General features: G+C 55.5%; 8 protein-coding genes. 1 reads left to right on the forward strand and 7 read right to left on the reverse strand.

Annotation, left to right across the window (positions count from 1 at the left end):
• Positions 1-90 precede the first annotated feature (90 nt).
• Positions 91-2,871, reverse strand: coding sequence for a TonB-dependent receptor (locus G547_RS0111630; RefSeq protein ID WP_245573471.1), 2,781 nt, complete (start codon positions 2,869-2,871; stop codon positions 91-93).
• A 343-nt stretch (positions 2,872-3,214) separates the two neighbouring features.
• The gene (locus G547_RS0111635) at positions 3,215-5,923 is read right to left on the reverse strand and encodes a TonB-dependent receptor (RefSeq protein WP_027330008.1); all 2,709 of its coding nucleotides are present in this window, start codon (positions 5,921-5,923) and stop codon (positions 3,215-3,217) included.
• A 425-nt stretch (positions 5,924-6,348) separates the two neighbouring features.
• Between G547_RS0111635 and G547_RS0111640 the strand changes: the two genes are divergently transcribed.
• A complete protein-coding gene (locus G547_RS0111640; protein WP_027330009.1) occupies positions 6,349-7,014 on the forward strand; it encodes an SDR family oxidoreductase in 666 nt (221 codons plus the stop codon).
• A 125-nt stretch (positions 7,015-7,139) separates the two neighbouring features.
• Here G547_RS0111640 and G547_RS0111645 read toward each other — a convergent pair whose 3' ends face one another.
• The 5 genes from G547_RS0111645 to araA all read right to left on the reverse strand — a co-directional run bounded on the left by G547_RS0111645 (position 7,140) and on the right by araA (position 14,721).
• A complete protein-coding gene (locus G547_RS0111645; RefSeq protein ID WP_027330010.1) occupies positions 7,140-9,527 on the reverse strand; it encodes a glycoside hydrolase family 127 protein in 2,388 nt (795 codons plus the stop codon).
• A 122-nt stretch (positions 9,528-9,649) separates the two neighbouring features.
• Positions 9,650-10,690: an arabinan endo-1,5-alpha-L-arabinosidase gene (locus G547_RS0111650; RefSeq protein WP_036188270.1), complete on the reverse strand. Its 1,041-nt coding sequence runs from the start codon at positions 10,688-10,690 to the stop codon at positions 9,650-9,652.
• Between the two features lie 34 nt (positions 10,691-10,724).
• Positions 10,725-11,675 carry a glycoside hydrolase family 43 protein gene (locus G547_RS0111655; protein ID WP_027330012.1) on the reverse strand — a complete coding sequence of 317 codons (951 nt, stop codon included), beginning with the start codon at positions 11,673-11,675 and terminating at the stop codon, positions 10,725-10,727.
• Positions 11,676-11,756: 81 nt separating this feature from the next.
• The gene (locus tag G547_RS0111660) at positions 11,757-13,127 is read right to left on the reverse strand and encodes an MFS transporter (protein WP_027330013.1); all 1,371 of its coding nucleotides are present in this window, start codon (positions 13,125-13,127) and stop codon (positions 11,757-11,759) included.
• Between the two features lie 91 nt (positions 13,128-13,218).
• The gene (araA, locus tag G547_RS0111665) at positions 13,219-14,721 is read right to left on the reverse strand and encodes an L-arabinose isomerase (RefSeq protein WP_027330014.1); all 1,503 of its coding nucleotides are present in this window, start codon (positions 14,719-14,721) and stop codon (positions 13,219-13,221) included.
• Positions 14,722-14,742: the final 21 nt, after the last annotated feature.

The raw sequence follows: 14,742 nt of genomic DNA on the forward strand, positions 1-14,742 counted from the left end.
TTTGATAAGCCAAAAAAAGGCCAACCCCTATTTCAGAGTTGGCCAAGCGCATTCCGCCGGAGCCGAGCTCCAGCCTCTAGCACACACTCATCAGAACGTGTATCGGGCCCCCAGCGCAAAGGTGCGGCTGATCTGCCAGGTACTGGCGGTATGCAGCTCGCTATTACCGTAACGGCTCTGATACACCTCACCCGTCAAGTTGGTGGCATCAAAGGTGAAGGTCAGGCCATCGGTGGCGTTGTAGCTGAACTGATAGTCCAGACTCCCCTGCGCATCGCGATAAATGCCGGTGGGGTTGGCGAACTGCCCCGAGTCATTGGTGAACAGGAAGTCACTGCGCCAGACGTAGGACAGGCGGGTATCAAAGCTCGGGCGCTCGTAGGCCAACGTGACGCTGTAGGATTCATCAGACACACCGAACATATCGCTTTCGGTGTAGCCGGTGATTTCACCGTCAGTATCCACTACGGGGTTAACTTGCTCGGTGTCCAGGAAGGTGGCGCTGCTTTGCAGCCCCAGCCCATCCCAGGCGCCGGTCAGGTTTTCGGGGAAGTAGTTAAAACCAATTTCCACACCTGAGAGCGTGCCCTCACCGGCATTCTCCGGCCGGGTCAAAACGAAGGTATCGGCCTCGAAGCCATCAAGGTCGCGCTCCAGCACACTGCGGTAGCTGACCACCAACCCTTCGATATCGCGCTCAAACCAGGTCAGATACGCCGAGCTGGCGTCGCCAATGTACCACTCCAGAGACAGGTCGATATTCTGGGAGCTGGTCGGTTGAAGATTGGCGTTACCGCTGGTGGCAGTGCCATAGCCCACGTTGGTGGTGTCGTCCAGGTAGGTGATGGTCGGGTTCAGGTCCCCGAAGTTCGGCATACGCAGAGTTTCACCGTAGCTCAGACGAAGCAGGACATCCTGGCGCAGATGATAACGCAGCGCCAATGTTTTCAGCAGCTCATCGGTGTCCGTGGTCGCCTCGGTCACGTCCCCCGAGACGCTGTCATGAAACTGGGTATCGGTCTGGACATCAACGTAGCGCAGGCCGATTTCACCATCCAGCCGAAGCCCGGCGAGACGGGTTTCAAACTCAGAGCTGGCGTAAAGGGCCAGATTGGCCTCCTCAACGGCGAACTCCTGACGCAGAGTCTGCTCCGGGTTCAACCCATAAAGACCCAGGAATTCGGAGCGGTTATCCGCGATATAGGCACTGTCCGCAACCATCCAGGAGCGGGGCACGTCGGCTTCGCCACCGAAAAAGTCGTTGTTAATATGCGCAATGCCTTCATAGAGGTCAAAGCTGCACTGGCTGGGCTGAGCACAAGCGCCGGTTTGCGAATAGCCGAACTCCTCGGCGTCACGATCGTCGTAGCGAACACCAAACTTCACCAGAGTGAACACTTCGTTATCCAGGAAGTATTCACCATCCGTGGTGAACGTTACGGCGGAACCCTGGTCTTTCGCGGCGTTGTCGTACATTACGCCCATGGTGTACTGACTGGCATCCGCCAGATTGCCCTCGTCCACGCTCTCAGTGGCGGGATCATCGGCAAACTCAATGCCCGGAATACCATCAAAGTTCACGCTGGTCATGTAACGGGCCGTATCGTTGCGCATGGCCACAAAATGAGTGTCGTACTCGCTTTTCTGGTAAACCACCTCCGATTCAAGGTAGACGTCATCGGCCAGCTGCCAGTCGCCACCGAGCGCATACAGAAAGCTGTCAGTCTCCGATTTGGTGTAATCTCCGCTGCCAAAGGTCCCGTTGGCACCAACGGTACGGGATTTGATGATATTGGTCCCCTCGTAAGTCTCGAAGGTCTCCTCAGGGCTGGAACCCAGGGCCCACCAGCTATCAACGTAGCTGAACATCTGAGAGTTCAAGCCCTCGTTGCGATAGCCATTGTAAAACGCCTCGAAGGTGTACTCGGAACTGTCGTTGGGCGCGAACTGCAAAGAAAGGTTCGCCGCCGGGCGTTCACGATCACCGGTGATGTCGTTGAGAATAAAGGCATCGCGGGAGAGGTAATACTCCGCCTCCTCGCCATTGATGCTCAGCGTAGAACCCGCCTCGGTGGGAAGCCCCTGCTCCAATCCCGACGCCCAGATAGGAGACTCACTCACGTCAGGATGATCGAGAAAGATACGCTCCAGAGCCACGTAGGGCGCTACCGGGTTTTCGGACATGAAGGGAACTTGCGCTCCTGCCGTGACCAACTGATCGCGAGACTCTGTGCGGGCATACGAAACGTTCAACAACGCACCAAACTCACCGGCCTCACTGCTCCACCGGTTGCTGAACAGCGCGCTGATGTTGGGGTTGGTTTTTTCCGACTCTTCCATATAGACGCCACGAGCACTGACAGAAACATGGGCTCCGTCGAAGTCGAATGGCTGGAAGGTGTGCACATCAATCAAGCCCGCAATGCCATTTTCATAATGTTCAGCGCCACGATTCTTGATCACATCCACCCGGGAAACCAGTGTGGAGGGCATATCGGCCAGGGCCACTGCCCTGCCGGCAGAGATGAATACCGTCCGTCCATTGATGGTGGTACTGATATCGGTCAAACCGCGGATGGAGACCGCATTGGCTTCACCGGCTCCGCGGTCGGTGACCTGTACGCCAGAGACACGCTGCAGGGACTCGACCACGTTGTTGTCAGGTAGCTTGCCGATGTCCTCTGCCACGATGGAATCCATGACGTGCATGGAGTCACGCTTGATACTGATGGCTTTATTCAAACTGGCGCGAATGCCGGTGACCACAATCTCTTCCAACAAGGGCTCGTCGGGGAAACTTTGGGTCAGGGCGGGAGTGCTCGCGAACGCGAGGGTGGCCGCAATACTGCGACTCAGATAGGAACGCTTCATACTTGGGTACATCTCCTGGAATCCGTTTTTTAGCGGCTTGGTGTGCCGCTCGTTCACTTTGTGGGTGTCCTACAGAACCGTTCGTGAAACCGGTTCCGTGCGGATTTTAGTCATATAAAATGATATTTAGAAGACAAGTTGTATTTGACGCCCAACCGATTGCACGGTTTGTGATGGGCGTCACAAGAAGGAGTGGGGCAGTGAGACAGGAGAGGGAACTTTTCGGAGGACGAGCTAACGCGTCGGGGGCGGTCCAGCCCCAAGGGAGAACAATTTTGGCAAAAAAAAGGCCAACCCCGAAGGGTTGGCCAAGTTTCGGCTTGGATTCAGCTAACCATTGCCCTTAGTAACGGAAACGTACACCTACCGAGTAAGTACGTTCGCGAGCAAACGTGTCTCTGGGGTAGAGATACTCATCGGCGGCGGAATCGCCACCAAAGTAGTCGCTATATACAGAGTCAGTCAGGTTTGTACCCTCGACCAAGAAGGTCAAGTTGTCATTGAAGTCATAGTTCAGAGCCAGATCAAGTGAATCAGTCTCTGTCACCACAACGGAATTACCCGGTTGGGCGCCCGCAGCATTAAAGCTCAGATAATACTCACTGCGCCAGTTGTATGCCAAACGCGCGTTAAACGGTCCTTTTTCGTAGAGAACGATAAAGTTATAGGACTCGTCCGACACATTCTGCAACGGCTGCATCTCTGTGTTGCCTTCCGCATCGGGCGGTGTCTCAGCCTCGCCATCCATAAAGGTGGCGTTTGCCTGAATACCAAACCCGGACCAGGCTCCCGGAAGGCTGTCGAAGAATTGAGTATAAGCGAACTCAAACCCTTCCAAGAAACCGTCGCCGGTATTTTGCGGGCGAGTTACTTGATAGGGAACGCCATCGCGCATCTCCTCAGAGGCGTACGACTGAATGTACCCCTGAATATCACGATAGAAGTATCCGCCGCTTAAAGAACCGGCCGCATCAAAGTACCACTCAAGAGAAAGGTCGAAGTTATCCGACTCAACAGAGTCGAGCTCCGGGTTACCACCAGTGCCTGTCCCAAAGTCAGGCTGTGTTGGCGTCGGCTGAAAGTACGCCGTCGACGGGTTCAACTGAGCGAAGCCCGGGCGGGTAATGGTCTGACTGACCGCGCCGCGAAGGAACAAGTCTTCAGTCAATTCAAGACGGGCACTTGCACTTGGGAGCAACCGGTCATCGGTAGAATCTTCGTTTACAGGCTGAACCTCACCATCAACGGTGCTGGTACCACTCAAGCTGGAGTCTAAGCGGACCAGGCGTGCGCCAAACTGACCATCCAGCGGCAGTCCAGCCAACTCGGTTTCATAGTTGGCTTTTGCATAGAGTGCGTAGTTATTCTCTTCGTTGTCAAAAAACAACTCTGGAATATACTCCGGCCCCTCAGGCAACCGGTCGTACCCCAACGCCTCTCGAATATCTTCACGATTGCGCAGAAGATACTCACGGTTTGGTGTTAACCACTGAGTAGTTTCCAAGTCTACCACGTCATCCAAGAAACCGGCGGGTGTCCGATCTTCCAAGCCAGGGAAGTCCGTCAAAGGCACAACAGAACCGGAGATGTTCGGGCTACCGCCCGTATCCGCTTCCTGATTGAACGCACTACGCTGAGCAACGCGGAAACCGAAGTCCACGGTATTGATAAAGCTGCTGTTTATTTCGTAGTTGAAGTCTGTTTTCCAGGCAACCTCCTCACCTTCTTGCCGGCTGCGCTGGTCAAAGAACTGATTGAGCTCATACTGGGAAGGGTCAAAAAGGTTGTATGGCGTTCCATCCGCGTTACGAATCTCTACGTCAGAGGCACCACTTCCGTTTTGGGAAAAGTCATAAGTGATCTGAGGCGCGAAGAACACCAAGTCCAAAATAAAAGAACGGTTGTCAGCTTCACTAGTGGTGTAAGCCAGGTCAGAGGACACCGTCATATTGTCAAAAAACCATTCACCACCGACAGCAACCTGGGTTGTGTCTGAGCTGTTAAAGAACGCCTGATTACTTGTAATCGTACCGGGCGCGTTATCTCGCTCGAACTCCTTCACGACATTGGTGTCGCCTTTGAATTCTGTCACGCGTCCTGCTGGGCCGCCCCAAGTCGGGAGAGGTACCCAAAAGTTAAGCTGCGAGTCCTGTTCGTAGGACACATGGAAAAACTCTGCATAGTACTCACTGCCAGAATCAGGACTGAACTGGAAGGCACCATTTGCAGACGTACGGTTGCGATCCCCATACCGGAAATAAGAACCGATCACATTAGGCATCAATACCGGCTCGTCCGGGTTCGGAGGAGTCAAGGAGCCCGGATCGGTAACGTTCTGCAGCTCCGGCGCGGTGTTGAAATTGACCTGATCCATGTACTGACGATCTTGATAGGACACACTCAACAGAGCGCCAAAGTCGCCTGCCGACGAACTCCAGTTGTTGTTGACAGTGAGACTGCCGATCGGGTCGGTCGCGTCAGCCTTTTCGCTCCGCACGGCCCGGAGACCACCAGCAACGGTCAAGCCGTCATCAAAGTCGAAGGGGCGGCGCAGGTACACATCAATCACACCCGCGAGGCCGCCAGACAAATCATCGGAACTGGCAGATTTCTTGACGTCTACTCGGGCCAGCAAGTCGGCAGGGATGTCGGCGAGCGCAATACCACGACCCGTTGTAGTAAAAATGTTTCTTTCATTGATCGTGGTCACGACATTCGGCAAGCCGCGCACCAGAACCTGGCTGGCTTCGCCATTAGCGCGGGTTATCTGCACACCGGGAACACGCTGAAGAGCAGCTGCCACGCTGTTGTCTGGCAGCTTACCAATGTCTTCAGCCACAATGGAATCAACGACTTGCTGGGATTCCATCTTGATGTTCTGTGCGCTCATAACACTGCTACGAACGCCGCGAACAATAACCTCTTCCAGAAGAGGCTGTGCTTCGGATTGATCTTGATTGTCTTGGGTGTCTTGAGCGTGCGCCAAGATAGGAAGCCCTGAAAGGGCGATTGAGGCAGCGATACTGCGACTCAGTAGGGAACGCTTAAACATATTGCAACTCTCCTGCGGTTTGCGTACGTACCCCGAAGAGGGACCGACATATTTCGGCTTGCTTTCGAGGCACCTGGTTATTTTTAAATCGGAGTATCAAGGATACTATCGTAATATAAAAGTACCATCAATACTTTTGTATTACATTTGTCACCTGAATTTGATTTAAATTACAGAATCATAGCCATAACACTCGTCAATTGTCGCCATATTCATCTTTTTACTCTAAAAATAAGATTATATATAATATAAAATCAATATATCCCCCTGCACTCTCAAGGGTATTTATAGCTCCAAAGTACATACTCTTCCAGTAATTAGTCATAAAATATGCTTATATTCATTAAAACCATAACCCTGCCAGGGTTGAAATGAGACGGAATTACCCCATTCCTAGTCATACTTAACTGTTTTAGGAGAGCTGTATGAGCAAGACTGTGGTAATCACTGGTGCCAACCGGGGTATCGGCCTGTCGTTCGTAAAACGTTATCTGGCGCGGGGCGATACTGTTTATGCGGCCTGCCGCCAAGCCTCGGACGCGTTGGCAGACAGCGGCGCCAATATCATTGACGGTGTGGATGTCAGCTCCGAGGAGGGCATTGCCCGGCTGACCAAAGCGTTGGAAGGAGTCACTATCGACCTTCTGATCAACAACGCGGGCATTCTGCGGAACGAGTCTTTGGGTTCACTGAGTACCGAGACCATACGGGCGCAGTTTGAAACCAACGCTTTAGCGCCGCTCCTGGTCACCGATGCGCTTCGGGGCAACCTGGCCGGCGACGCAAAAGTCGCTCTGATTACCAGCCGCATGGGGTCTATCACCGACAATACCAGTGGTGGCCGCTATGGCTATCGTATGTCCAAGGCCGCCTTGAACGCGGCCGGTAAATCATTGAGCGAGGATCTTAAGAGCCAGGGGGTGGCCGTTGCCATTCTTCACCCCGGGCTGGTCGGTACCGAGATGATTGGCGGGCATGGCGACATTACGCCGGACGAGGCCGCCCAACGGTTGGTGAAGCGGATAGATGAGTTGACGCTGGAGAATACCGGGACCTTTTGGCATTCGAATGGGCAGGAGTTGCCTTGGTAAGCAAACGACAGAGTCGATCGGAGCGATAAGGGGTAGGTGGCGGCTATCGCCTTACCAACCCTACTCGGAGGTCAACTATAGGTGAAGACGGATGCGGCTGGAGACTGCATCCGCCTTCACCTGAGTTATGGTTTGTCGCGTAGCAGGCGGACGCCGTAGATGCCCCCGGCAATCGAGCCCGGCTTGGCTTCAAACTTCAACGTCAGGACACCGTCTTCCGCCTTACGCACCAGGTCAACCGGTAAGGGGTAATCGACATAATAGAAGTTGGCCCCTTTACCTTCTTCCAGCTGAACATCCGCCACTTTCTGGTCGTTGATGCTGATACTGAACTCACGTCCGGCGTCCGGCCCGAAGTAGGTGATGCGCAGAAACTTGGCTTGGTGCTGTGGGTCCCGCAAGTCATAGCTGAACCAACCGGCCGCGTGCCGCCAGTGCCGGCCGAGATGTACACCGGCCTCGGTATCCTCGCCGTCAAAGAAATGGTCTGCTTCAGGCTGCTGCTCACCTGGAGCCACGCTGTCGATGGTCAGAGCTTCCAGCGCAAGCCGGGCCCGTTCCTCTTTGATACGCGCTTCACTCTGCTCACCGCCCGCCTGAGGCCAGTAAACCGTATAACGGCTGTCGTGGACCCGGAAAAAAGGCACCAGCTTTACCGTTTCCTGATTCGGCACATCCAGACCGGCGTTCGCGGAAAACGTCAACGGCTGGCCCGCCACAGGTTTCAACTGAGCCAGAAATTCTTCCGGCTCCGACACCATGACGGGAGTCGCCTCCGGTGGGCACAGGGCGCCTTGGGCAATATGCCCCATGCGGCTGTCGTCGCTCAGAAAGTTCAGAGTCTCGTTTTCGAACACATCGGTTTTAGAGGCCAGAACGATGGGGCCGTGAAGCACGGCGTAATAATCCGACCCGTCCGGCAGCTGTTCCAGACGCGTGGTCATCGGCAGGGTCACTTCAACCTTGTCACCCGCCTGCCAGTCCCGATCGACAGTCACGTATTCACCGGGTTCGGCATTCACCTGGACGGACTGTCCGTTGACGCTCACCTGCATCGCCCCTTCAGCAACCCAAACGGGGTAGCGAAGATTCAGGGCGAAATCGCCACTGCCTTGTTCAAGCGTAAATCGCGTGGTGTCGGAGTCAGGGAACGCGGTTTCCTGAGCCAAAGAAATACCCTGCTCTTCCCACGTTAACCGAGAGGGTATGAACAGGTTTACGAACAGATTCTCACCCCGGTGGGCGTAGATCATTTCACCGTATTTGAAGTGATTTTCGATACCCGAGCCGACGCAGCACCACATAGCCTGCTCCGGCTGGGAATACATGCGGTAATGGGCCGGGCGCATGGAGGTGAAATACACCAGACCACCGTGCTCGGGATGCTGGCTGGACAGGATGTGGTTGTAGAGCGCACGCTCGTAGTAATCAATGTACTCAAGCTCCGCCGCATCGTCGTAAAGCATTTTGGAGAGCTTGAGCATGTTGTAGGTGTTACAGGTCTCCGGCCCTTCCCGGTCACTGACCATGGAGCTGAAGTCGTCAGTGGGATGGAAGTGCTCGCGAACACTGTTGCCGCCGATGGCGACGGAGCGCTCGTAAACCACCGTGTGCCAGAAAAAGTCGGCGGCTTCACTCCAGCTTTCATCGCCGTTGAGTTCGGCCACACGCTTGTAGCCGATGACCTTTGGAATTTGGGTATTGGCGTGTAGACCGTTCAACTCATCCGCGTCTTGCAGCAGGGGATCGAGAATCAAATGATGAGAAAACTGCTCGGCCAACCTCAGGTATTTATCCTCACCGGTAATCTCGGCCACATCGGCAAAGACTTCGTTCATGCCGCCGTATTCGGTGCGCAGCATGGCCTGAATTTGCTCATCGCTCAGACCATCCACCAGATCAATCGCCCAGTCGGACAGGTTTACCAACATCCGTCTGGCCTGTTCACTGCCTGTATAAAGGTAGGCATCCCGCAAACCGGCAAACACCTTGTGAACGTTGTACCAGGGTACCCACTTGCCATTGAGCGCAAACAGGTCGGCATCGATATTGCCGCTTTCAATCTCTTCCCACAGCGCCGTGCTCCCCGGCACGCCACCCAGATAGCCATTGCCATTGGCCTTCTGCGCCCGCTCCAGCTCGTCGAGCATATAGTTCAGGCGGCTCAAGGCTTCGCCGTTGCCAGTGGAGGCGTAGGCCAACGCCAGTGACGTCAGATAGTGCCCGCCAATATGACCGTCCAGGCCCGACCCTTCCCAGTTACCGTAGGTGTCCGCTTTTGGCTCCAGCCCCGCTTCGCGCAGGTACGGCGCCAGAAGGCGGTCCGGATCCATGGTGAAGATGTATTGCAGGTTGGTCTGCTCAGCGTTTTTAAACGGACTGCCGTCGAGGAGACGGACGCTGCTCAAGGGAAACGTTTCAACGGCCGCGGAGGTCGGTTCTGTGCGTTCGTTGGTTTGGGTACAGCCGGCGATCAGGGTGGCGGCCAGCAGTGTGGGGAGGAGTTTTCGCATAGAGCTCACCAAGTTATTTTAGGCGTGGTGGGACGATTGGTTATTTATGGCAGGTGGCGGCTATCGCCTTACCGTGCCCTACGCGGGATCCAGCGCTCGCGCAGGGCATAGGTTTTCGGCGGTTATTCCTCGATCAGAACGCTCTGGTACTCGTTCAGTACAGCGGGATCGATTTCCGGCCAACCATCGTCGGTCCACTGGATTTCGGCGATTTTGAGTTTCTGCAAGCCGTTATCCGCCGCCTCGTAGGCATGGAATACCAGGTAGTCCTTGCCATCAAAGGTGTACGCGCTGTTGTGGCCCAGACCGTACCACTCATCGTTACCTTCGAGAATGACGGTGCCACCGCCCTTGTTCATCGGTGTGCCTTCTTTATCCACGTAGGGGCCGGTCACGTTCTTGGAACGACCCACCACCATATGGTAGGTGCTGTCAGCACCGCGGCAGCACAGACCCCAGGAGACGAACTGGTAGTAGTAGTCCCCGTGTTTGAAAATGAAGGGCCCTTCGATTTCCGCGGGACCGGCTTCAGTGTCATCCACCAGAATGGAGCGCTCGCGCTTGGAAATGGTGTACCACTCTTGAGGTTCGGCCGGAGCGGTCCAGTCTTCGTTGAGCTTGAACATCTTCATGCCGCCCCAGAAAGAGCCGAAGCTGAACCAGGCCTCTCCCTGCTCGTCGACGATGACGTTGGGGTCAATGGCGTTCCACATATCCCGATTGGGGACAGACTGGATCACCATACCCTGGTCTTCCCAGCCGTAATCGTCGGACTCGGGGTTCAGGGTTTTGGTGGTAGTGACCCCCATACCCGAGGTGTTTTTGCCAAAGGCAGAAACCGAGTAGTAGAGGTACCACTTTTTCTCGTCTTCATTGTAGATAATATCCGGTGCCCACAGGTGGCCGTTGAACTCAGGCGCGACGTCTTTTGCCCAGTCCGGCTGCCCTTCAAAGGCTCGGCCCTGACGCTGCCAATGGACCATGTCCTCGGAGCTGTAGATGGTGATACCCGGACCGGTACTGAACAGGTAATAGGTATCCCCTTCTTTGGCCATCACCGGATCGTGAATGCTGACCTGCTTGCCCTGTTCTGCCTGACAGCCCAGAGCGACCAGCGCCATCAAAGAAACCGCCGTGTTTTTTAACCACTGTGTTACGTTCATTATCTCGTACCTCATTCAGAGAGCGTGGTCTAGCTTATTCCACCATGGACGGTTTGCCGAAAACCGGGAAACCGTCGTTGTCCCACTTGATGGGTTTAATAAAGGTATGGCGATCGGGGTTCCACAGCGGGTCACCTTCAATCTCGGTGTAGGTTCGCGCGTGGTAAACCAGCATGTCGGTCTCGCCGTCTTCGGCCACGGTAAAGCTGTTGTGGCCCGGACCATAAATGGCGTTTTCCATATCGCTCTGGAACACCGGCTTTTGGGATTTGGTCCAGCTGTTTGGGTCGAGCAGGTCCGCATCCTGATCCGCCCAAAGAATGCCCATGCAATAGTTCTCATCAGTCGCGCTGCCGGAATAGGTGAGAAAGATACGACCATTGCGAATCAACACCGCGGGGCCTTCGTTGACCAGAAAGCCTCGCGTTTCCCACTCCAGCTCGGGCACGGTCAAGCGCACCGGCTCACCGGCAATCGCATCGGGCGTATCCATGGGGGCAATGTAAAGGTTGGAGTTACCGGGAATCCCCTCTTCCTTCTGGGCCCAGACGTAGTACAGCTGATCTTTGTGAGTGAAGGTGGTCGCGTCCAGGCAGAAGGTGTCCATGCCGGTCTCGATCTGCTTGGGTTCGGTCCAGGTCCCTTCCAGAGGATTGGCCGCCTCGGTGCTGATGCAGTACATCCGGTGCTGGAACAGACCATCTTTGATTTCGCGAGTCGGCGCCGCCGCAAAGTAGATGTACCAGGCGCCCTGATTGAAGTGAATTTCAGGCGCCCAGATCAGTTCGCTCAACGGACCGGTCTCCGGTTTGTGCCACACGGCCACACGCTCGGCATCGGGCAGGCCGGCAATGGTTTTGGCGCGGCGCAGCTCCAGGCGATCATAAGCCGGTACCGAGGCAGTGAAGTAATAGTAGCCGTCGGTGTGTTTGTGGATGTAAGGGTCCGCGCGCTGTTCGATCAGGGGGGTCAGCATTTCAGCCATTTCATTCTCCAGTTCGGTAATCGTGGCAATGGTGGATGCGCAGCGGTACAGACCGCTGCGCTCGGCTCCGCCGTCACCAATCTATGAAACGTTCGGGTCAGCCTCAGCCAGAGCGGTATCTGCCAAGCTCTCCCGCTTCATTTCTTCGTAGTATTTGTCGGTAATTTTGTACTTGAACATCAGGCCACCCATGATCGCGTGGAAAACGCCCGGGATCACGGACAACATCAGGGCGATGCCGGTCAGAGTGAACGGGCTCTGTTCAACGTTGGCTTCATAGTTGAAGTAGGTGAGCAGCAGACCGACGATGAAACCGGCCGCGCCCATGCCTGCTTTCTGGAAGAAGCTGATACCGCCGAATGCCAGGCCGGATACCCGCTTGCCAGTCTTGGCCTGGCCGTAGTCCACCGCCTCCGCAATGGCGCTCCAGAAAACCGGCGCATGCAGGTCAACGACGAAGGAGATCAGGAAATACAGCGCAAAGGCCAACCAGACATCGCCCGGTTGAACGGCGAAGAACATAATCACACTCAGAACGCCAACAGCCAGTTGGGTCCAGCGGAACAGCTGGATCTTACAGAACCGTTTCGTGATCCAGGTCGAGGCGATCATCGCCAGCAGTGCCCCGGTCACCCCGGTCGTCATAAAAGCGGACAGCATGGTGGCGTCGGCGCCCAAGTAGTACTTGGCGTAGTACGCGGCGACGGAGCTTCGGACGACGTATCCGAGCGTTCCGGTGAAACAGACGGCGCATAGAATCAACCATTGGTCGTTTTTGATCAGAATTTTGAACTGCTCGCCCAGGGTTTTATCTTGTACCTGGTGCTTCACTCGCTCAGTGGTGGTGAAAAAGCAGAACAGTAATAGCAGCGTACCCAGAATACCCATCAGCCCCATGGACGCCTGGTAACCGACCGCCAGATCACCGTCGCCCCAGCTCTCGGCCATGATGGGAACAATGATGGTCACCAGAAAGGCCGCCACTTTGGCAAAGAACAACCGATACCCGTTAGCGGACAAACGTTCTTTCGGGTCGGGCGTCAGCACACCGATCAGGGAGATATAGGGAATGGTCACCGAGGTGAACATCACCGTTACCAGGATGTACGTCGCGTAAGCCCAGACCAGCTTGGCGTTGTAACTCCAATCGGGCGTGGAGAACATCAGGAAGATGGACAAGCCGAAGGGGATCGACATGAACAGGAAGTAAGGACGGTAGCGACCCCACCGGGTGTTGACCTTATCGGTAATCAAACCCATCAACGGGTCGGTTACCGCATCCACCAACCGGGCCACCAGAAACAGGATACCCATATGGGCGGGCTTGAGACCAAAAATGTCGGTATAGAAATAAGAGACGATCAGGAACATCGAGGAGATCACGAGGTTCACGGCGGTATCGCCGCTACCAAAACCCACTTTCTCCAGAATCGTCAGTTTATTCGTTTTCATAATCGGGCAGCCTTTTGCGGGGTTTTATAGTGGAGTGGCCCAGATAGAAAAAACCGGCGAGTGTCCGAAGACACTCGCCGGCTGTTCAGCCTTATACGCCTTGCTTCAAGTGGTAGTAAGCGGCGTTTTGACGCAGTTCGTCTTTGAATTTGCGGACCTTGGTGTCCTCGTCGATCACCACGGCCTCGACGCCCGCCATTTCGGCGAAGTCGATGATCTGCTCGGTGGTCACACCCTGGCTGTAAACACTGTGGTGAGCACCACCGGAGTGAATCCAGGCGGCGCCGGCAATACCCAGGTTCGGGCGCGGCTCCCACAACGCGGAGGCAACCGGCAGGTTGGGCAGGTCGGCCGGGGGCGCGACGGTGTCCAGCTCGTTCACCACGATACGGAACCGGGTACCCAGATCCACGGTGGTGATGTTCATGGCCGGCCCGGGCTTACCGGTAAACTTCAGGCGGGCGATGTCTTTGCGAATGCCGATGGTGTGCAACGCCACTTCCAGACGGGGTTTCTCCGCCGCGATGCTCGGGCAGATTTCCAGCATGTGGGCACCCAGCACCTGATCGCGAGCACCCAGGTTGTAGGTGTAGTCTTCCATGAAAGAAGTGCCACCTTCTTTGCCCTGACTGATCACTTTCACGATGCGAGTCATGGCCGCGGTTTTCCAGTCGCCTTCACCGCCGTAGCCATAGCCTTTGGCCATCAGGCGCTGGGTGGCCATACCGGGCAGGCCAGTCAGGCCAGTCAGGTTTTCAAAGTTGTTGGTAAAGGCTTTGAAGCCGCCCTTTTCCAGGAAGCGCTCCATGCCGATTTCCAGACGCGCTTCGTTCTTGATCATGGCCATCTGGTGCTCATCTTTCAGCACCTCTTCGGCCACTTCGTAGGTCTTCAGGTATTCGTCCACCAGGGCGTTGGCATCGTCGTCGCTCACGGCGTCGACGATTTCAGCCAGATCACCCAGGCCAAAAGCATGCACTTCATAGCCGAAGTGAATCTGCGCAGCGACCTTGTCACCTTCGGTCACAGCCACTTGACGCATGTTGTCGCCGAAACGAGCCACTTTCAGACTTTGAGACTCGGCCCAACCCATGGCCACGCGCAACCAGTCATCGATTTCCTGCTGAACGCGATCCTGCTTCCAGTGACCCACCACCACGCGACGCTCCTGGCGCAGCCGGGTGCCGATGTAGCCGAACTCGCGGTCACCGTGGGCACTCTGGTGCAGGTTCATGTAGTCCATGTTGATGTCGGCCCAGGGCAGCTCGGCGTTGAACTGGGTATGCAGATGCATATAGGGCTTGTTCAGGGCTTTCAGACCGGCGATCCACATCTTCGCCGGAGAGAAGGTGTGCATCCACAGAATCAGGCCGACACAGTTGCTGTCGTTGTTCGCGCGCAGACAAACGTCCAGGATTTCATCCGGCGTTTTCACCGTCGGCTGAGCCACAATCTTGGCGGAGATTTTGTCGGAGCCGGTCAGGCCGTCGGCAATTTCCTGGCTGTTGGCCGCCACTTGCTCCAGGACCTTGGGGCCGTACAGGTGCTGAGAGCCCGTGACGAACCAAATTTCTTTCTCACCGTAAATTTTCATGTCTGTATCCCGCAAAAATAT

The sequence above is a fragment of the Marinimicrobium agarilyticum DSM 16975 genome, assembly GCF_000423345.1.
In the GTDB taxonomy this organism is placed as follows: domain Bacteria; phylum Pseudomonadota; class Gammaproteobacteria; order Pseudomonadales; family Cellvibrionaceae; genus Marinimicrobium; species Marinimicrobium agarilyticum.

What these genes read in the sequence shown, in the direction of transcription:
- G547_RS0111660 (WP_027330013.1), bottom strand. Translation starts at nt 13,127, where the DNA reads ATGAAAACGAATAAACTGACGATTCTGGAGAAAGTGGGTTTTGGTAGC.
- G547_RS0111645 (WP_027330010.1), bottom strand. Translation starts at nt 9,527, where the DNA reads ATGCGAAAACTCCTCCCCACACTGCTGGCCGCCACCCTGATCGCCGGC.
- G547_RS0111650 (WP_036188270.1), bottom strand. Translation starts at nt 10,690, where the DNA reads ATGAACGTAACACAGTGGTTAAAAAACACGGCGGTTTCTTTGATGGCG.
- araA (WP_027330014.1), bottom strand. Translation starts at nt 14,721, where the DNA reads ATGAAAATTTACGGTGAGAAAGAAATTTGGTTCGTCACGGGCTCTCAG.
- G547_RS0111630 (WP_245573471.1), bottom strand. Translation starts at nt 2,871, where the DNA reads ATGAAGCGTTCCTATCTGAGTCGCAGTATTGCGGCCACCCTCGCGTTC.
- G547_RS0111640 (WP_027330009.1), top strand. Translation starts at nt 6,349, where the DNA reads ATGAGCAAGACTGTGGTAATCACTGGTGCCAACCGGGGTATCGGCCTG.
- G547_RS0111655 (WP_027330012.1), bottom strand. Translation starts at nt 11,675, where the DNA reads ATGGCTGAAATGCTGACCCCCCTGATCGAACAGCGCGCGGACCCTTAC.
- G547_RS0111635 (WP_027330008.1), bottom strand. Translation starts at nt 5,923, where the DNA reads ATGTTTAAGCGTTCCCTACTGAGTCGCAGTATCGCTGCCTCAATCGCC.